The organism is Enterobacter sp. B79-1 (assembly GCF_057444735.1).
In genome coordinates this window covers 87983-107268 of sequence record NZ_JBYAZJ010000004.1, presented here as the reverse complement: position 1 = coordinate 107268, position 19286 = coordinate 87983, and the positions used below count along the sequence as shown (strand labels likewise).

General features: G+C 58.4%; 18 protein-coding genes. 12 read left to right on the top strand and 6 right to left on the bottom strand.

Annotation, left to right across the window (positions count from 1 at the left end; translation table 11 throughout):
- The first annotated feature begins 230 nt into the window (after positions 1-230).
- The 5 genes from AC2T6E_RS13395 to AC2T6E_RS13375 are packed head-to-tail and all read left to right on the top strand — an operon-like array spanning position 231 to position 4893.
- Positions 231-1043: an ABC transporter ATP-binding protein gene (locus tag AC2T6E_RS13395; RefSeq protein WP_486692126.1), complete on the top strand. Its 813-nt coding sequence runs from the start codon at positions 231-233 to the stop codon at positions 1041-1043.
- A complete protein-coding gene (locus AC2T6E_RS13390) occupies positions 1040-2023 on the top strand; it encodes a FecCD family ABC transporter permease (protein ID WP_108416222.1) in 984 nt (327 codons plus the stop codon). The genes AC2T6E_RS13395 and AC2T6E_RS13390 overlap by 4 nt, the downstream gene beginning before the upstream one ends.
- Positions 2020-3060: a FecCD family ABC transporter permease gene (locus tag AC2T6E_RS13385; RefSeq protein ID WP_253178756.1), complete on the top strand. Its 1041-nt coding sequence runs from the start codon at positions 2020-2022 to the stop codon at positions 3058-3060. Before AC2T6E_RS13390 ends, AC2T6E_RS13385 begins: the two co-directional genes overlap by 4 nt.
- A gap of 10 nt (positions 3061-3070) precedes the next feature.
- Complete coding sequence (locus AC2T6E_RS13380; protein ID WP_253178755.1) at positions 3071-4021, top strand: iron-siderophore ABC transporter substrate-binding protein; 951 nt, start codon at positions 3071-3073, stop codon at positions 4019-4021.
- Complete coding sequence (locus AC2T6E_RS13375) at positions 4018-4893, top strand: MurR/RpiR family transcriptional regulator (RefSeq protein ID WP_174341523.1); 876 nt, start codon at positions 4018-4020, stop codon at positions 4891-4893. The genes AC2T6E_RS13380 and AC2T6E_RS13375 overlap by 4 nt, the downstream gene beginning before the upstream one ends.
- A 29-nt stretch (positions 4894-4922) precedes the next feature.
- Here the strand turns inward: AC2T6E_RS13375 and AC2T6E_RS13370 are convergent, their stop codons facing one another.
- On the bottom strand, positions 4923-5762 hold the full coding sequence (locus AC2T6E_RS13370) for an AraC family transcriptional regulator (protein ID WP_126815548.1): 840 nt from the start codon (positions 5760-5762) through the stop codon (positions 4923-4925).
- A 166-nt stretch (positions 5763-5928) separates the two neighbouring features.
- Here AC2T6E_RS13370 and AC2T6E_RS13365 point away from each other — a divergent pair, with 166 nt between their 5' ends.
- From AC2T6E_RS13365 to AC2T6E_RS13355, 3 genes are read left to right on the top strand one after another with little or no spacing between them, the layout of a single operon-like run.
- Positions 5929-7743, top strand: coding sequence for a DUF2264 domain-containing protein (locus tag AC2T6E_RS13365; RefSeq protein WP_126815549.1), 1815 nt, complete (start codon positions 5929-5931; stop codon positions 7741-7743).
- A gap of 32 nt (positions 7744-7775) precedes the next feature.
- Complete coding sequence (locus AC2T6E_RS13360; protein ID WP_454539501.1) at positions 7776-9041, top strand: oligosaccharide MFS transporter; 1266 nt, start codon at positions 7776-7778, stop codon at positions 9039-9041.
- Positions 9042-9068: 27 nt separating this feature from the next.
- Entirely contained in the window at positions 9069-10256 is a 1188-nt protein-coding gene (locus AC2T6E_RS13355) for a glycoside hydrolase family 88 protein (protein ID WP_108416229.1), read from the top strand.
- Positions 10257-10288: 32 nt separating this feature from the next.
- Here the strand turns inward: AC2T6E_RS13355 and lysM are convergent, their stop codons facing one another.
- The 5 genes from lysM to qseB form a co-directional block, all read right to left on the bottom strand.
- Positions 10289-10732 (bottom strand): peptidoglycan-binding protein LysM, encoded by a 444-nt coding sequence (gene lysM / locus AC2T6E_RS13350; protein WP_108416230.1) that lies wholly within the window; start codon positions 10730-10732, stop codon positions 10289-10291.
- Between the two features lie 99 nt (positions 10733-10831).
- Positions 10832-11146 (bottom strand): putative quinol monooxygenase, encoded by a 315-nt coding sequence (locus AC2T6E_RS13345; RefSeq protein ID WP_108416231.1) that lies wholly within the window; start codon positions 11144-11146, stop codon positions 10832-10834.
- Positions 11147-11176: 30 nt separating this feature from the next.
- Positions 11177-11758 carry an NAD(P)H-dependent oxidoreductase gene (locus AC2T6E_RS13340; RefSeq protein ID WP_108416232.1) on the bottom strand — a complete coding sequence of 194 codons (582 nt, stop codon included), beginning with the start codon at positions 11756-11758 and terminating at the stop codon, positions 11177-11179.
- Between the two features lie 104 nt (positions 11759-11862).
- Complete coding sequence (gene qseC / locus AC2T6E_RS13335) at positions 11863-13200, bottom strand: quorum sensing histidine kinase QseC (protein ID WP_108416233.1); 1338 nt, start codon at positions 13198-13200, stop codon at positions 11863-11865.
- Positions 13197-13856 (bottom strand): quorum sensing response regulator transcription factor QseB, encoded by a 660-nt coding sequence (qseB, locus tag AC2T6E_RS13330; RefSeq protein ID WP_109081726.1) that lies wholly within the window; start codon positions 13854-13856, stop codon positions 13197-13199. Before qseB ends, qseC begins: the two co-directional genes overlap by 4 nt.
- Before the next feature lie 139 nt (positions 13857-13995).
- Between qseB and AC2T6E_RS13325 the strand changes: the two genes are divergently transcribed.
- The 4 genes from AC2T6E_RS13325 (at position 13996) to ftsP (ending at position 19149) form a co-directional block, all read left to right on the top strand.
- Positions 13996-14397 (top strand): YgiW/YdeI family stress tolerance OB fold protein, encoded by a 402-nt coding sequence (locus AC2T6E_RS13325; protein WP_029485199.1) that lies wholly within the window; start codon positions 13996-13998, stop codon positions 14395-14397.
- A 118-nt stretch (positions 14398-14515) separates the two neighbouring features.
- Positions 14516-16774: a DNA topoisomerase IV subunit A gene (gene parC / locus AC2T6E_RS13320; RefSeq protein WP_454539500.1), complete on the top strand. Its 2259-nt coding sequence runs from the start codon at positions 14516-14518 to the stop codon at positions 16772-16774.
- A 165-nt stretch (positions 16775-16939) separates the two neighbouring features.
- A complete protein-coding gene (gene plsC / locus AC2T6E_RS13315; protein WP_010435607.1) occupies positions 16940-17677 on the top strand; it encodes a 1-acylglycerol-3-phosphate O-acyltransferase in 738 nt (245 codons plus the stop codon).
- Positions 17678-17736: 59 nt separating this feature from the next.
- Positions 17737-19149, top strand: a complete 1413-nt coding sequence (gene ftsP / locus AC2T6E_RS13310; RefSeq protein WP_108416235.1) for a cell division protein FtsP — start codon at positions 17737-17739, stop codon at positions 19147-19149.
- The last annotated feature ends 137 nt before the right edge of the window (positions 19150-19286 follow it).

Here is a 19286-nt window from a genome sequence, read left to right as displayed (position 1 = left end):
TAAAAAAATGACTACAGTGATTTCCGTACCGTTAAAATCAAAGTAATTGACTTTTAACTTATTGAAATGGATTGGTATTTACTAACTTGGCTTTGCGTGACCTGTTGCGATCACCCCTGGTTTATCCAGGGCTTTTATTCACTTGACTACTACATGGCGCAGCGGCAAACTTCTCAAAAGAGAATGAGTTTTATTTTTATTTATTGGTTTTTCATTACGTTGGCATTCACGTGGCGCATAACACGACAAAACCGGGACTGGTTCTGGAGAATCTTTCTGCGGGTTATCACAAAAAAATCATCGTTGATGATATCTCCCTCGCGATCCCGCAACGGAAGATGACCGTTCTGGTGGGGGCGAACGGCTGTGGCAAATCCACGCTGTTGAGCACCCTCGCGCGTCTGCTACAGCCGCTTGGCGGCAGCGTCGTGCTGGATGGCAAAGCCATTCATGAACAGCCGACCAAAGCGGTCGCCCGTCAGCTTGGCATTTTGCCGCAGTCTCCGCTGTTGCCGGAGGGGTTAACCGTTTTTGAACTGGTTTCGCGCGGGCGCTTTCCCTGGCAGAACTTTATGCGTCAGTGGAGTGATGAAGACGAGCTGGCGGTGGAGGAGGCATTACGCCTGACCGGAACGGCAGAGTTTGCTCATCTGCCGGTTGAAAGCCTGTCCGGCGGTCAGCGTCAACGCTGCTGGATCGCCATGGCGCTGGCGCAGCAAACGCCGTATATCCTGCTGGATGAGCCCACGACGTATCTCGACCTTCGCTATCAGGTGGAGATCCTGGAGCTGCTGCACACCCTGACCCGCCAGCACGGGCGCACCGTGGTGGTGGTGCTGCACGATCTCAACTTTGCCGTGAACTACGGCGATTCGCTGGTCTTTTTACGCCAGGGTAAAGTCGAGGGTGTATTACATGAAGGCGACACCTGCACGCCGTCGCTGATCAAAACGGTGTTTGACGTCGACGTACATATGTCCTTTAACCCAATGACCGGAAAGCCGTTCTTTATGCCGTTTCGAAAGGTCGCAGAACAACCATGATGCGCACCTCTCTGGCATTCCTTGTATTCACATTGCTGCTGGCGATGGGCGCGATTGCACATCTGGGCATCGGCGCGCGCTTTATCGCTCCCCGGACGGTAGTGGATGCATTCTTCTATTTTGATCCGCGCAATTTCGACCATAACGTGATTATCAGGCTCCGGCTGCTGCGTCTCTGCGCCGCAATGGTGACGGGCGCCGCGCTCGGCGTGGCAGGCGTGCTGCTGCAGTCGGTGATCCGTAACCCGCTCGGCGAGCCGCATATTCTGGGGCTGAATGCAGGGGCGGCGCTGGCGGTAGTTATCACCAGCGCGCTGGGGCTGTCGCTGCCGTTTGGTCGCCCGCTCGTTGCCGCCGTTGGTGCCGCGGCGCTGTTTCTGCTGGTGCTGACGTTCTCTTCGTCCGGTCGCACCGGGCTGACGCCGATGAAAGTCACGCTGTGCGGCGTGGCGATGTCGGCATTTGCCTCATCGGTGACTGCCGCGATATTAATCCTTGATGAACAGACGCTGCTCGCCATGCGCACCTGGCTGGTGGGAGATTTAGCGGGGCTCAGCGCCGGGACGATAGGGAGCGCTGCAGGGGTTGCTGCCGCTGGCTTTGCGCTGGCGCTGTGGCTCTCGCCCTCGCTCAACATGCTGGCGCTGGGCGACAGAATGGCGCAGGGGCTTGGCGTCTCATTGCTGAAGACGCGCCTGTTCGCGCTGCTGGCGATTGCACTGCTCTGCGGCGCGGCGGTCTCCATCGCCGGGCCGATTGGTTTTATCGGCCTTGTGGTACCCCAGCTGATCCGCCGCCTGGTGACGGTGGACATCCGCGCAATGGTGCCGCTTTCGGCCCTGTGTGGGGCGCTGGTTCTCCTGCTGGCGGATGTTGCCGCCCGCACGCTGTTTACGCCGTATGAGCTGGCAACCGGCGTTATGACCGCGCTGGTCGGTGCGCCCGTCTTTATCTTCCTGGCGTCGAGGATGTTCAAATGAGCCGGGCGGGACTGCGTGCGCTACGCGTCGGCCCCCTTTCGGCGCTGGTTCGTCCAAAAGCGCTGGCATGCCTGGCATTTTTATCGCTGGCTGCCTTCTTGCTGCTCAGTTTTGGTCTGACCCACGGCTCGCTGCCCATTCCTGCCTCCGCCGTCGGGCGCGCGCTGTTTTATCCGCAGACGCTGGAAGCAGAGACGCATTACATCGTGATGGATATCCGTCTGCCGCGCCTGCTGATGGCGGTGCTGTGCGGCGCGATGCTCGGTATGGCGGGGGCGGCGATGCAGTCCATCACCCGCAATGGCCTTGCTGACCCCGGGCTTATCGGCGTGAAAGAGGGCTGTAGCGCGGCGGTGCTGTTGCTGATTTTTCAGTTCCCGGCGCTTAGCCTGTACTGGCGACCGCTGGTCGGCATGGCCGGTGGGCTGCTGACCGCGCTGCTGGTGGTGGCGCTGGCACGCGATATTACCCGTCCGCGATTCATCCTGACGGGTATCGGCGTGTCATGGGCGTTTGCCGCCGCAATGGGCGTTTTTATGACTACCGCGGACGTGCGCGACGTGCAGACCGCGATGCTGTGGCTGGCGGGAAGCCTGCATGCGGCAAACTGGATGCTGGTCAGCATTGCGGCAGCCTGGACGCTTCCCGCGTTCGCGCTGCTGCTCTTTACCGCACGCGCCGCCGACGTGGCGTTGCTGGGTAACCACACCGCGACCGGGCTTGGCGTGCGCACTTCACGACTTGCCTTGCTGCGCGTGCTTGCACCGGTCGTGCTCACCGCGGCCTGCGTCTCCTGTGTGGGGAGTATGGGTTTCGTGGGGCTGATTGCGCCGCATATGGCGCGCCTGCTGCTGCGCGGTGGGCAAACAGCATTGCTGACGGGAAGCGCCGTGCTGGGCGCGCTGCTGGTGCTGCTGGCGGATAACGTCGGGCGTCTGGCATTTTTGCCGCTACAGCTGCCGGCGGGGATTGTGATTTCACTGATTGGCGGGCCGTTTTTCCTGCTGCTGCTCTGGCAGCGTCGGGACCGATTTTAGAGGGAGTGTGATGCGCGTACTTTTGACAATGCTGTTGCTGGTAGGGTTTGTAGCGAGTGCGGCGGAATCGACGCAGAGGTTTACAGACGATCTGAACCGCAACGTGGTGGTGCCGGTGCATCCGAAGCGGATCGTCTCGTTGCACGATTTGGATATCACCATCCCGCTGATTGAGCTTGGGGTACCCCCGGTTGCCAGCCATGGCCGCACCCGACCGGACGGCAGCCATTTTCTGCGTTCCAGCGGCATGTTAACCGGCGTCGATTTTGATAATTCCGATATCAAATTCATCGGCACTGCGGATATCGACATTGAAGCCATCGCCGCCGCGAAGCCGGACCTGATCATCACCGAGCCGACCCGTAACACGCCGGTAGAACAGCTGGAAAAAATTGCCCCGACGGTGAGCATCGATCACCTCGACGGCGGTGCGCCCGAAATCTACCGCAAGCTGGCGCAGCTCACCGGTACGCAGGCGCGGCTGAAGGTTCTGGAGCGTCGCTATCAGGAGCAAATCAAGGCCCTGAAAGCGACTATCGACACCCGCACGTTAACCGTGTCGGTGATTCAGGCCAATCAGGGAAAAATCAACGCCATGCACAGCTACCACTCGCTTGGACGCGTGCTGCGCGACGCAGGATTCACGTTTCCACCGCTGATTGAGAGCATCCCTGACGGTGGGCGTATCGACGTCAGCGCCGAGCGCCTGCCGGAGCTGGACGCCGATTTCGTCTTCGCCACCTGGCGCGGCGATACCGGCGGCAAGCCGCAGGACGAGCTGGCGGCGATGGACGCGGTGATGCCGGGCTGGTGTCAGTTCCTCAACGCCTGCCGCACCGGGCATTACGTGCTCATCTCTCGCGAGGAGGCCATCTCGAACTCGTTCGCCTCGTTAGGCCTGATGGTCGCGCAGGTGCAGTCGCAGATTGCGGGACGTCCGCTGCCGGAGGCATCACGGTGATCCGCAAAGTCGATGTGTACGGTGACCGCTTCCGTTCGCGGGCGAACCAGCTCACGCCACGGCTGCTGCTGGTGGCGCAATACATCAATGAGAACCGGGAAGCGGTCATGGAGCAGACGGCGATGGAGATCGCGACGATGCTTAACACCTCGGATGCCACCGTTGTTCGCGCTATCCAGGCGCTCGGTTTTGCCGGATTGCGCGATCTGAAGCAGACGCTCGAGCAGTGGTTCGGCCCCGTGGTGACCTCCAGCGAGAAAATGTCTACCACGGTGAATACGCTGACCAGCGATGTGAATACGAGCATCGATTTCGTGCTGGAGGGGCATCGGCACACCTGCGAGGTGCTGTCTGAACCACACAACCGCTATGCGATGGCGCAGGCCGTGTCGCTGCTGGCACAGGCGAGGCAGGTCGCTATTTTTGGCATTGGCGCATCCGGTATTCTGGCCGATTACACTGCCAGGTTGTTCAGCCGTATGGGACTTCCTGCGATCCCGCTCAACCGCACCGGGATAGGGCTTGCCGAACAGCTTATTGCGCTTCAGCGCGGCGACGTGCTGATCATGATGGCGCAAAAATCCGCGCACCGGGAAGGGCAAACCACGCTGCGCGAGGCGAAACGTCTGGGCATTCCCACCATTTTGCTGACTAACGCGACCGACTCGCGCTTCAGCAAAGAGGCCAGCGTGGTGATCCACGTTCCGCGCGGCGGCGAGAAGGGTAAAATCCCGCTCCACGGCACGGTGCTGCTGTGCCTTGAAATGATTATTTTGTCCGTCGCCTCCACCGAGCCACAGCGCACCATTAAGTCGATGAAGCGCATCAACGAGTTACATCGTGGATTAAAGCCCGGGAAGAAGAGTGGTTGATTTTCCCCCTCTCCCTGTGGGTGAGGGCGTCAAACCGCACGATGGTTCTTCCTGTACTGCAGCGGCGTCTCGCCAATCCCTTTTTTAAACGCGCTGATGAACCACGTCACGTCGGAGAACCCCGTCTGCGCCGCGATGTCTCGCACGCTCGAATCCGTGTGAAGTAAACACTCGCAGGCCTTACGCAGCCGTAACGTGTTGAGGTAGTCGTGGATCTTCTCGCCCGTCTCCGCATGGAATTTTCGCGACACGTAGCTGCGCGATTTGCCCAGCTCTGCGGCCAGCGCGTCCAGGCGGAACTTCTCCTGATAGTGCTCATCCAGCCAGAACATTACCTGGCTTGCGATCCCCTGGCTGCTGCCCGGCGTGCCGTCGCGATCGTCGGGCAGCATGGCAAACAGGCCGATCAGCAGCCCGGCAATGGCCTCGCTGTTCATGGGCGACTGATAACAGCCCAACAGATGATCGACATGGTGATGGCAATGCGCCAGGTCAGCGACCCACGCCTCACCGCCGCGGCGTGAAAGCCGCTCCAGACGCTGCCGGGTTTGCGGGAAATCACGCAGGTTTTTCAGCACGGCGTGATGATCGAGATGAATGATGGTGCGCCGGTAAATGGCCTCCGCCTGCGCGTCCACCATCACCTTGTGCAGGGTAAAGGGTGGGAAGAAAAACAGCCGGCCGGGGCGCATGGTGTAATGCCGGTTGTCGACAATCGCGACGCCAAACCCTTCTTCCACATAGAGAATTTCCAGACACTGGTGCCAGTGGTGGTAACGCACGGTATTGGCGAACAGGCGGCTAAACGACACCACGGTGTCGTTTAGGGTAATCAGCTCCAGATGATCGGACGTTGGCGTGTCGTGCATAGTGCAATAGAACTCAACTTTTTCCCGTCAGATGCTATTTATAAACCACCTTTTTAAATTTTCTTAACTGTAGGTTTATTCATCGTTCTCACCTGTGACGCGGCTAACATTTCTGCCCCTTGCGGATTCACTATGCTTTGCCGCAGTTGATTACGAGGGCAAACCTATGTGGGCGGCAAACAAAGAAAAATCAAATCCGTTGTCTTCACGCCGGGACGTGGTGGCGTATTTAAACGGGATGCTGGGCGCGCTGGATAAGCAGTTTCCGCCGGGCAGTTCACGTTTTTCGCTGGGCGAGACCTGCGCGCATTACGCGACGGATATCGCGCAGATGGAAGGGCTTTCCCGCGCGCTGTGGGGGCTGTTTCCGCTGATGGCGGGCGGCGAGGGCGAGTCGTGGAGCGAGAAATACCTGGACGCCATCAAACTGGGCACCGATCCGCAAAGCGCGGGCTACTGGGGTGAAACCGGCCCCTACGATCAGCGTCTTGTGGAGATGGCGGCCTACGGTCTGGGGCTGTCTCTGCTGGGTGACAAACTCCTCGAGCGCTTCACCGAGCGCGAAGTGATGAACCTCCACGCCTGGCTCAGCCAGATTACCGACGCGCAGATGCCGGACAGCAACTGGAACTACTTCGCCATCATGGTCCAGCTTGGATTCAAGCGCGCCGGGCTGCCGTATGATCAGCGCGCCATCGACCGTCGCTTTGCGCTGATGGACGCGTACTATCTGGGCGACGGCTGGTATTCCGACGGTCCGGGGCGTCCGAAAGATTATTATATTTCAATGGCCTTCCACTTCTACGGGCTGATCTACGCCGCCCTGAGCGGCGACGAGGCGAGGGCGGACGTGCTGCGCGAGCGCTCGCGTCTGTTCGCGCAAGACTTTATCTACTGGTCCGCTGCCGATGGTGCCTCGGTGCCGTTTGGCCGCAGCCTGACTTACCGTTTTGCGATGGTCGCGTTCTGGAGCGCGGTGGCTTTTTCCGGGCTGGAGGTGTTCACGCCGGGTATCGTGAAGGGCATTATTCTGCGCCATCTGCGCTGGTGGCAGCAGCAGCCGATTACCGATCGCGACGGCATTTTGACCCTCGGCTTTGCCTATCCGAACCTCGCGATGTGCGAGGACTACAACTCGCCCGGTTCGCCGTACTGGGCGCTGAAAACCTGGCTCATTCTGGCGCTGCCGGAGACGCATCCGTTCTGGCTGGCCGATGAGGAGCCGCTGCCCGCGCTGGCTGAAAAGCACGTGATTCCGCATGCCCGGCAGATCCTTATCCATGCGGAAAAGTCGCAGCACGTCACCATGCTCACCGCCGGTCAGCTTGAGCTGAATAACTACGTCAATACCGACGCCAAATACACTAAATTTGCCTACTCCAGCCGCTTTGGTTTCACCATTGAGCGCGGGCGCTTTGGCCTGAAGCATGCGGCCTGTGATTCCATGCTGCTGCTGGCGGACGGAGACGATTACTACCGCGGTCGCCGCGAATGCGAAGCGGTGCGGGTGGATGAAAATTATCTCTACTCGCGCTGGTCGCCGTGGCACGACGTGCATATCGACACCTGGCAAGTGCCGTTCGGGGAATGGCATCTGCGCCTGCACCGCATCAACAGCGCACGCGCGCTGCAAACGGCCGAGGGCGGGTTTGCGGTGATGAAAACCGAACACCAGATCCGCGAGCGTGGCTGTTATCTGGCAGCCGAGAACGGCAGCAGCGTGATTGTCGATCTGTCGCCCGCCATCACGCGCCTGCCGGACAGCATCGTTACGCCGCCGAACAGCAGCATCATGTTCCCGGAGTGCGCCACCATTCCGCTGTTAAAAACCGATATCCCTCAAGGCGAAAGCTGGCTCTGCTGCGCCGTCTTTGCCAGCGAAAAGCAAAAACTTGCGGCTAGGCCGCACCTGAATATCACCCAAAACCAGGTCGAGATCCGCGAACCTGGAGGCGAACGTCTACTGTCGTTCACATTATAAAAATTCTGACCCTACACCTCGGCGAGGATGGTATGAAAAATACATCGATAACCAACAGAACCGAATATTACAAAATCAGCAGCTTTATTTTTCTCTATTTCTTTACCTGGTCCGCCAGTATTGGTCTGCTGGCTATCTGGCTCGGTCAAAAAGCGAATCTCAGCGGGGCGGTGATCGGAACCGTATTCGCGGTGAACGGTATTTTCTCCGTTATTCTCAAACCCATCTACGGCTATATTCTCGATAAAATCGGCATGAGCAAATACCTGCTCTATTTTGTGGTCGTCATGTCGGCCCTGATGGCGCCGTTCTTTATTTACGTCTATCAGCCGTTGTTAATCTCCAACACCATGTTGGGGATAATTATCGGCGCGCTCTATTTGAGCTTTGCCTGGTATGCGGGCGTGGCGGCGTGTGAATCCTATTCTGACCGCTTCAGCCGCCTGAACGGCATGGAGTTCGGGCAGATCCGCATGTGGGGCTCGCTCGGCTGGGCGGTGGCGTCGTCCTTCTCCGGCCTGCTGTTTAACCTCTCGCCTGCGTATAACTTTATTATGGGCAGCGTGACCTCTGTGGTGATGCTGATTGTCCTGCTCAGCCTGAAAGTGAACACTAACTCCGTTCACGCCGGTGAGGTGCTGACCAAAGAGAAAATCGCCCCTTCGGACGTGTACGCTCTGCTGCGCAGCCGTAAATTCTGGGCGTTCTGCCTGTACGTGGCGGGCGTGGCGTGGATGATGTTTATCGCCGAACAGCAGTTCTCGCGCTATTTCGTCACCTTCTTTGACGATATTCACCAGGGCAACGCGGTGTTTGGCTATTTGGGCACCGTGCAGTCCGGCATGGAGTTCGTTATGTATATGGTGATCCCGCTGTTCGTCAACTTTATTGGCGCCAAGCGCGGGCTGTTAATTGTCGGTCTGGTGGTGGGAGCGCGTCTGATTATTTCCGGAATGTGCGAATCACACCTGTTAATTTCCGTGCTGAAGCCCCTATACGGCCTGGAAATCTGCCTGCTGCTGGTCTCGGTGTTTAAATATATCGCCGAACATTTCGATAAGCGCGTTAACGCCACCATGTATTTACTGGGCTATCAGGCAATGCTGTACGTCGGTAACGTGGTCATCTCTTCGCCTGCGGGATATCTGTATGATCGCATCGGCTTTGAACAGACCTATATCATCATGGGCGCCACGGCGCTGACCTTTACCCTTATTTCTGCCTTCACGTTATCCGCCTGTCAGAGCAAATGGCGCGGGCCCCGCACGCTGAACGTAGCAGAAACCTCTACCCGATAATTACGCCGTCAAAGAAGGAACCGAAATATGTTAAGTCGTATCAAAGAGGAGCGCCTGCCCGCGATTGCCGCGCCCGTTGACCCACGCGCATTTAGCGATGAACTCAGCTCGGCTCGCGGCCATGTCCTCGACCTGATTAGCCGTCATTTAACCGAATTCGGCGAGCAGTTCCCGGCGGAAACCTGTAAGGACGGCTTTTACCCGCTGACCGATAACGTGGAGTGGACCACCAGCTTCTGGACCGGCCAGCTCTGGCTGGCGTGGGAGATGAGCGGCGAGGCGAAATTCCGCGCGATGGCGGAAAAGCACGTGCGCTCGTTCGGCCTGCGCATCGCCGGACGCAATGACACCAACACCCACGACCTGGGCTTCCTGTACACGCTCTCCTGCGTGGCGGCCTGGCGGCTGACCGGGAACCGCGAGGCGCGCGGGTTCTCCCTGCTGGCGGCGGAAGCCCTGCTGGAGCGCTTCCATGAGAAGGCGAAGATCATTCAGGCGTGGGGCGATCTGGCCGATCCGGAACAGGCCGGGCGCATGATCATCGACTGCAACATGAACCTGCCGCTGCTCTACTGGGCGACGGAACAAACCGGCGACCCGCGCTTTGCCGAGGCTGCAAAAGCGCACGTGATGCAGGCGGCGACGTATCTCATCCGTGAGGATGCCTCGACGTTCCACACCTACTATATGGATGTGAACACCGGCGCGCCGCGCTACGGCAATACCCAGCAGGGCTACGCCGACGACTCGTGCTGGTCGCGCGGGCAGGCGTGGGGCATTTACGGCTTCCTGCTGAGCTATGTTTATACCGGTGACGAGACGATGATCGCCCTGTCGAAGCGGCTGGCGAACTACTTCCTCAACCGACTGCCGGAGGATTCTGTCTGCCACTGGGATCTGGCGCTGGTGGGCACCGACGCGCTACGCGATTCGTCCTCGGCGGCCATTGCGGTATGCGGTCTGCTGGAGCTGGTGAAGCATCTGCCGGTCACGGATCCGGATCGCGAGCGCTATCTGGAGTGGGCGAAAGGGATCATGTCGTCCCTGACGAAGCACTATCTGATGGGCAAAGACGAGAAGGGCAACGGGCTGCTGAAGCACTCGGTGTATCACCTGGCGAGCAATAAAGGGGTGGATGAGTGCGCAAGCTGGGGGGATTACTTTTACGTTGAAGCGCTGGTGCGCTTTACGCAAAGCTGGAAATCGTACTGGTAAAACAGTCGGGGGAGGTGCCCCCGACTCTGCGGTTACGCTTTCGGGATGCGCAGCGTCTGGCCTGGATAAATTTTATCCGGGCTGGAGAGCATCGGGCGGTTCGCCTCGAAAATCTTGTTGTACAGGTTGGCATTGCCATACACCGTTTTGGAGATGGCGCTCAGGGTGTCACCTGATTTAACCGTGTAGTAGGTCGCTTCATCTTCGGCATCGGTGGCGGTGATGTTGTTCTCCACCTCGCTCACCCCTGCGATGTTCCCCACGGCAACCTGAATCTTCTCTTTCTGCTCTTGCGTCAGCCCGTCACCCGTCACGCTGGCTTTGCCGTCGGTAACGGTGACCTGGACTTTATCCGCGCCAGGAATATTCAGCTTTTTGAGGTGCTCGCTGACTTTGTCGCCTGCATCCTTATGCGACTCTGTGAGGTTGTCCCACAGTTTCTCACCTGCTTCTTTAACGAAATTAAAAATTCCCATTCCTTTTTCTCCAGTGAAAACAGTAACAGGATAAGCATAGCAGGGAAGGGAAGGGTGACCTACCCAACCCTCTCCGAAAGAGAAGGTTGGGGGAAAGACTTACTGCGCGGGTTCGAGAATACGGATATGGGTATCCAGCACGTCACCTTTTACCGCCTCACTCCACGCTTTCATGTGCGGAGTCTGCAGGTGCGCTTCGAGGTGCGCCACGGTTTCCCACAGTTCAACCATCATGATTGAATCCGGCGCGGTCGCCTGGAAGCTGGCATCAGTGGCTGCATCCACCAGCGGCGCATAGCCGTGGCAGCCTTCTTCTTCAAGTACGGTCGGGATAATCTTCGCGAACTGATCCAGCACCGCCTGACGGTGATGTTGACCTGGACGAGTACGAATTTCAGCAATTACGGTAAGCATGGTTAACTCCTTCTAATTCCAGGTTACCAGTTAAGCAAAAATTTCCGCGAGATGCTTGCGATATTCTGCGATATAGCTCGGGACATCAGGCATTTTAATGACGTCGTTAACGATAAACGTCGGCAGCGGATCCATGCCCAGGAACTGGTTCGCCTTGTGGAACGGCAGATACGCACCGTCTACGCCCACGCCTTCGAAGAACTGATCTTTCTCGGTGAAGGCTTCCATCGGGGCGTTCCAGGTCAGGGAGAGCATATATTTTTTGCCCTGAATCAGGCCGCCGGAACCGTATTTTTTGGCGGCGTCTGAACGGGTACGACCGTCGCTGGCATACAGCGAACCGTGGCCTTCAGTGAACACGTCATCCATGTATTTTTTCACGGTCCACGGCGCGCCCATCCACCAGCCCGGCATTTGCCAGATCACCACGTCGGCCCACAGGAAGTTCTGCACTTCGGCTTTCACGTCATAATCGCTGTCCGCGCGCACGACCTTAACATCATGCCCGGCGTCGCGCAGGAAACCGTCCGCGACCTCGGTCAGGGTGTCATTCAGCTGGCCTTTAGAGTGCGCGAACTCTTTCGCGCCGTTGATAATCAGAATGTTGCTCATTATTTGTCCTCGGTGTTGAGAGTATGTCGGGGATTCTACGCGCGAGGACGGAGCGGAAAAATAAGCAAAATGTGCAAAGTCTTTTGCACACAGCGCAATAATGCCTACCAGCTGACGTTGACCTCAACGCCCCCTTCAGCCGCATTAGCCAGCGAGACGCGCATACCGTGGAGGGTGGCGATGCGTTTAACAATCGATAACCCCAGCCCGCTTCCGGTGGCATCTTGCCCCGGTGGACGATAAAAGCGCTCGCCAATACGTGCCAGCGCGTCGGGGGAAATTCCGGGGCCGTTGTCACGCACGGTGAAGCGGTGACCGTCCAGCGTCACGTCCACCACGCTACCGCGCGGGCTGTAACGTACTGCATTATCCAGCAGGTTACGTACCAGCAGGCTCAGGAGCAGCTGTTGACCCGCGCGTTTCACCTCTGGCGCATGGATATTCAGGCGCACATCAATGCCCGCCTGCTGCGCCGGATGATAAATATCCATCACCGCGGACTGCAGTAAATCGGCCATGACAATCGGCTCGACGCCGTCCAGGTTATCCAGCGAATCCAGGCGCGACAGCGTAAGGAGCTGATCCACCAGCCGGGAGGCGCGGTCGATACCCGCATGAAGCTGCGAAAGGGCTTTGGACTGCGCCTCGGGATCGTCCTGATACAGCTGCGCCACGTCGGTTTGCACCTTCAGGGCGGCTAACGGGCTGCGCAGCTCGTGGGCGGCATCGGAGGTAAAGCGGCGCTCGCGGCTCATCATCTCTTGCGTGCGCATAAACAGGTGATTCAGCGCGTCGAGCAGCGGACGCACCTCAGTGGGGACACCCTCCGTTGGGAGTTTATCGGTGGCATCCGGCGTGCGGGAGCGCAGGGTCTGCGCCAGCTTTTTCAGCGGCTTCAGCTCGCGGCTCAACAGCAGGATCAGCAACAGCAGCATGACGGGCAGCGCCACCAGCCACGGCGTAAGCTGCGAGCTCACCACGTCCAGCGCCATGTCCTGGCGGTACTCCCACTCCTGGCCGACCACCACGCGGTATTTACCGTCTGGCGACGTCAGCCATAAGAAACGCCATTCGTCGTTGTCGTCCTGAAGCCGCCCGTCAGCAAACCCGTCGCGGCGGTAGTGATACGGAATATCGTGCCCGTTTTCACCGTCGTTGAGGATCATGCTGCCGTCGGCGCTGAAAATGGCAAAGGCCAGCGCGTCATCGTCCAGATGCCCGTGTTTGGCTTTTTTGGGCACCTCGCGCATGCGCTCCGGCGCGCGGATCTCGTCCAGGTCCATCGTCAGCAGACGTTTGGCAAACAGCATCTGCTGGGTATCAAAAAGCTTGTCGAGCTTATGCGTCGTTTGCTGCCACGCGACAAGACTGGCGGCAAACCAGGCCGTCAGGGAGAGTAGCAGGAAGAGCAGCGTCAGGCGGAGTTTCAGGCTCAGTTTCATGCGTCACCCAGGGTGTAGCCGATGCCGTGCACGGTGCGGATAAACGCGCTGCCGAGCTTGCGGCGAAGATGATGGACGTGGACCTCTACGGCGTTACTGGAGACGTCGTCATCCCAGCTATAGAGCTTTTCTTCAATTGCTTTGCGGGGGAGCACGCGGCCCGCATTGCGCATCAGCAGCTCCAGCAGGGCGAACTCTTTCGGTTTGAGGGTCAGCGTTTCGCCCTCCAGCGTGGCGACAAGGCTCGTCGGGTCGAGCGTGACCTTACCGTGACGCAGCTCGCTGCGGGTCTGACCGTGGCTGCGTCGCACCAGCGCTTCAAGGCGCGCGGCCACTTCGATCAGGGCAAACGGCTTACAAAGGTAATCGTCCGCGCCCAGGCGCAGCCCCTCGACGCGCTGGTTTAGCGCATCCCGCGCCGTCAGTATCAGTACCGGCTCGCTGCGCCCGCTTTCGCGCCAGGCGCGCAGGATCTCCAGCCCGTCGATCTCCGGCAGCGTCAGATCCAGCACTACGGCATCATAGGGCGCGCTATACAGCGCGGCCTGACCGGTTTTCCCGTCGGTAAACCAGTCCACGTTAAACCCCATTTTGCTCAGGCCCGCTTTGATGCCGTCGCCGATGAGCCTGTCGTCTTCTACCAGTAAAATGCGCATGTTCCCTCCTTGATGCCGTCAGTAAACCCTCTGAATCGACATGCTGTACAGTAAAAATAAATAAATTTCCCCCTTAAGAAGTTGTTAAGGATTACCCTGTTTAATGGACTGCGAAACCACATTAAAGGGAGAGATTAAGATGAAAAAATTCGCTGCACTTGCTGCCATCATGATGATGACCACTGCCCCTGTTTTTGCCGCGCAGGGCGGATTTAACGGCCCGTCCGCAACCGCGACCCAGACGCAAACCCAGCAGGGCGGTTTTGTGGATAACAATGCCAACCTGACGACGGCGGCAAAAGTGAAGGATCTGAAGGACGATGCCTGGGTGAAGCTGCGCGGGAACATCACCGAGCGCCTGTCCGATGACCGCTACACCTTCCGCGATGAAACCGGCACGGTGGTGGTTGAGATTGACCACAAACGCTGGAACGGCGTGACCGTCAGCCCGCAGGATAAGGTCGAACTCCAGGGTAAAGTCGATAAAGACTGGAACGAGTTTGAAATTGACGTGAAGCAGGTCATCAAGCTGAACAAATAACCCGAAAAGGGCCGCCTGTGCGGCCCTTTTTCTTTGTGACTCAATTCGTCAGATGAGGTAGTATCTGCGGCAATATTGCCTGAAACCCTTCGGTTTCTGAGTTGAGGAATCACACGTAATGAGCGATATGGCAGAGCGCCTCGCGCTACATGAATTCACGGAAAACGCCTACCTGAACTACTCCATGTACGTCATCATGGACAGGGCGTTGCCGTTTATCGGGGATGGCCTGAAGCCCGTTCAGCGCCGCATCGTCTATGCGATGTCCGAACTGGGCCTGAGCGCCAGCGCCAAGTTCAAGAAATCCGCCCGTACCGTCGGTGACGTACTGGGTAAATACCATCCGCACGGTGACAGCGCCTGTTATGAAGCGATGGTGCTGATGGCGCAGCCGTTCTCTTACCGCTACCCGCTGGTGGACGGGCAGGGGAACTGGGGGGCGCCGGACGATCCGAAATCCTTCGCGGCGATGCGTTATACCGAATCCCGCCTGTCTAAATATGCCGAAGTGCTGCTGGGCGAGCTGGGTCAGGGAACCGTTGACTGGGTGCCAAACTTCGACGGTACGATGCAGGAGCCGAAAATGCTGCCTGCGCGTCTGCCGAACATCCTGCTGAACGGCACCACCGGTATCGCGGTCGGTATGGCGACGGACATTCCGCCGCACAACCTGCGCGAAGTGGCGAAAGCCGCCATCACCCTGATTGAACAGCCGAAAACCTCGCTGGACGAGCTGCTGGATATCGTGCAGGGGCCGGATTACCCGACCGAAGCCGAGATCATCACCTCGCGCGCGGAAATCCGCAAAATCTACCAGAACGGTCGCGGCTCCGTACGCATGCGCGCGGTGTGGAATAAAGAAGACGGCGCTGTGGTGATCACCGCGCTGCCGCATCAGGTCTCCGGTGCCAAAGTGCTGGAGCAGATCGCCTCCCAGATGCGCAATAAAAAACTGCCGATGGTGGACGACCTGCGCGACGAATCGGATCACGAAAACCCGACCCGTCTGGTGATCGTCCCGCGTTCCAACCGCGTGGACATGGAGCAGGTGATGAACCACCTGTTCGCCACCACCGATCTGGAAAAAAGCTACCGCATCAACCTGAACATGATTGGCCTTGACGGTCGCCCGGCGGTGAAAAACCTGCTGGAGATCCTCACCGAATGGCTGACGTTCCGCCGCGATACGGTGCGCCGTCGTCTGAACCACCGTCTGGAAAAAGTGCTTAAGCGCCTGCATATCCTCGAAGGTTTGCTGGTGGCGTTCCTCAATATCGACGAAGTGATTGAGATCATCCGTACCGAGGACGAGCCGAAGCCCGCGCTGATGTCGCGCTTTGGCATCAGCGAAACCCAGGCCGAAGCCATCCTCGAACTGAAGCTGCGTCATCTCGCCAAACTGGAAGAGATGAAGATCCGCGGCGAGCAGAACGAGCTGGAAAAAGAGCGCGATCAGCTGCAGGCGATTCTGGCGTCCGAGCGCAAGATGAATACCCTGCTGAAGAAAGAGCTGCAGGCGGATGCCGAAGCCTTTGGCGACGACCGTCGTTCTCCGCTGCACGAACGCGAAGAAGCGAAGGCGATGAACGAGCACGACATGCAGCCGTCCGAGCCGGTGACCATTGTGCTGTCGCAGAGCGGCTGGGTGCGTAGCGCTAAAGGCCACGATATCGACGCGCCGGGCCTGAGCTATAAAGCGGGCGACAGCTTCAAAGCGGCGGTGAAAGGCAAGAGCAACCAGCCGGTGGCGTTTATCGATTCCACCGGTCGCAGCTACGCCATCGACCCGATCACGCTGCCTTCCGCGCGCGGGCAGGGTGAACCGCTGACCGGCAAGCTGACGCTCCCGCCGGGCGCGACGGTTGACCATATGCTGATGGAAGCGGATGACCAAAAACTGCTGATGGCCTCCGATGCGGGCTACGGCTTTATCTGTACCTTTAACGATCTCGTGTCGCGTAACCGCGCCGGTAAAGCGCTGATTAGCCTGCCGGACAACGCCCACGTGATGACGCCGCTGGTGATTGAGAACGAGAGCGACATGCTGCTGGCGATCACCTCTGCCGGGCGTATGCTGATGTTCCCGGTCAGCGACCTGCCGGAGCTGTCGAAAGGTAAAGGCAACAAGATCATCAACATCCCGTCAGCGGAAGCGGCGAAAGGCGAGGATGGCCTGGCGCATCTCTTCATTCTCCCACCGCAGAGCACGCTGACGATTCACGTCGGCAAGCGTAAAATCAAACTGCGTCCGGAAGAGTTGCAGAAGGTTGTTGGCGAGCGCGGTCGTCGCGGCTCGCTGATGCGTGGCCTGCAGCGTATCGACCGCGTGGAGATTGACTCTCCTGTGCGCAGCACCGCGGGCGACAGCGAAGAGTAACGTAACGCCTCCCCCCTCCGTTCCGGAGGGGGGCATTTCACGAAAATTTCCCGTAAAATCGTTGTTAATTCGTGCGTTGCGATTAACAATACGCGCTCGTAATAAAGTCCTTACCTGGCCACAGGTGAAGTATAATTGTCAGCTGTCAGGGCTTCAGAGGTCGCTATGCTATACATTGTTCGTCTCATTCTTACCGTTATCTACTGCATTCTGGTTTGTGTTTTCGGCTGCATCTATTGCCTGTTCAGTCCGCGTAATCCTAAACATGTCGCCACCTTTGGCCATATGTTTGGCCGCCTTGCGCCGCTGTTTGGTCTGAAGGTGGAAAAACGCCTGCCGGAAGGCGCGGAGCAGTTCGGCAACGCCATCTATATCGCTAACCATCAGAACAACTACGATATGGTGACCGCCGCAAACATCGTACTGCCGCCAACCGTGACGGTGGGGAAAAAGAGTCTGTTGTGGATCCCGTTTTTCGGTCAGCTCTACTGGCTGACGGGTAACTTGTTGATTGACCGTAATAATCGAGCCAAAGCGCATGGCACTATTGCGGAAGTGGTGAATCACTTTAAGAAACGCAAAATCTCAATCTGGATGTTCCCGGAAGGGACGCGCAGCCGCGGTCGTGGCCTGCTGCCGTTTAAAACCGGTGCGTTTCATGCTGCAATTGCGGCAGGTGTTCCAATTATTCCTGTGTGTGTTTCAAATACTTCTAATAAGATTAATCTTAACCGCCTGAATAACGGGTTGGTCATTGTCGAAATGCTGCCGCCGGTGGATACCAGTAAATATGGCAAAGATCAGGTGCGCGAACTGGCAGCCCATTGCCGTGAGCTGATGGCTCAGCATATTGCGTTGCTCGACAAAGAAGTCGCAGAGAGAGAAGCCGCCGGTAAGATCTAACCCGGCGTTATAAGGGAAAACGAATTCCCGCGTTGTTAGTCGTTTCAGATGGAGCTTATATGTCATTCAGTCGGCGTCAGTTTATTCAGGCTTCGGGGATCGCCCTTTGTGCAGGTGCGATACCGCGGACAGCCAGCGCCGCCGGGCAGCAACAGCCGCTGCCCATTCCGCCGTTGATTGAATCCCGTCGCGGGCAGCCGCTTTTCCTCACGCTACAGCGTAGCCACTGGTCCTTTACTCAGGGAACGCGCGCGCAGATATGGGGAATCAATGGGCGCTACCTTGGCCCAACCATTCGCGTGTGGAACGGCGATGACGTTAAGCTGATTTACAGTAACCGGACGACTGAAAATGTCGCGATGACCGTCAGCGGGCTGCAGGTGCCGGGGCCGCTGATCGGCGGCGCGGCGCGCATGATGTCGCCAAACGCCGACTGGGCGCCCGTCCTTCCTATACGCCAGAGCGCGACCACGCTGTGGTACCACGCCAATACGCCGAACCGCACCGCCCAGCAGGTCTACAACGGCCTGGCCGGGATGTGGCTGATTGAGGATGAGGTGAGTAAATCGCTGCCGATCCCGAATCACTACGGCGTGGATGATTTCCCGGTCATTATTCAGGATAAACGCCTCGATAACTTCGGTACGCCGGAATACAGCGAGCCGGGTAGCGGCGGCTTCGTCGGCGATACGCTGCTGGTCAACGGCGCACAAAGCCCGTATGTCGAAGTCTCGCGTGGCTGGGTGCGCCTGCGTCTGCTGAACGCCTCCAACTCGCGCCGCTATCAGCTGCAGATGAGCGACGGCCGCGCGCTGCACGTGATTTCAGGCGATCAGGGTTTTTTACCCGCGCCGGTTTCCGTTAAACAGCTGGCGCTCTCGCCGGGTGAACGTCGTGAAATCCTGGTGGATATGACCAACGGGGATGAAGTCTCCGTCACCTGTGGTGAAGCGGCGAGCATTGTTGACCGCATTCGCGGGTTCTTTGAGCCGTCGAGCATTCTGGTCTCTACGCTGGTATTAACCCTGCGCCCAACCGGTCTGCTGCCGCTGGTGACCGATAGCCTGCCAATGCGCCTGCTGCCGCAGGAGATCATGAGCGGCTCGCCGGTGCGCAGCCGTGATATCAGCCTGGGCGACGATCCGGGCATCAACGGCGCGCTGTGGGATGTGAACCGTATCGACATTACCGCGCAGCAGGGCACCTGGGAGCGCTGGACGGTCCGTTCGGATATGCCGCAGTCGTTCCATATTGAAGGGGTGTCATTCCTGATCCGCAACGTCAACGGCGCAATGCCGTTCCCGGAAGATCGCGGCTGGAAAGACACCGTCTGGGTGGATGGTCAGGTTGAACTGCTCGTCTACTATGGTCAGCCTTCGTGGCCGCACTTCCCGTTCCTGTTCCATAGCCAGACGCTGGAGATGATGGACAGGGGTTCCGTGGGGCAGATGCTGGTGAATCCAGCACCGTAAAACGAGTCGGGTGGCGGCTTCGCCTTACCCGACCTACAGGCCCGTAGGCCCGGTAAGCGTAGCGCCACCGGGCAATAAATACCCCTTCATTTCCCACATTGTTCCAGCGTATAATCCCCGCCCTTTTGTCTATTTTT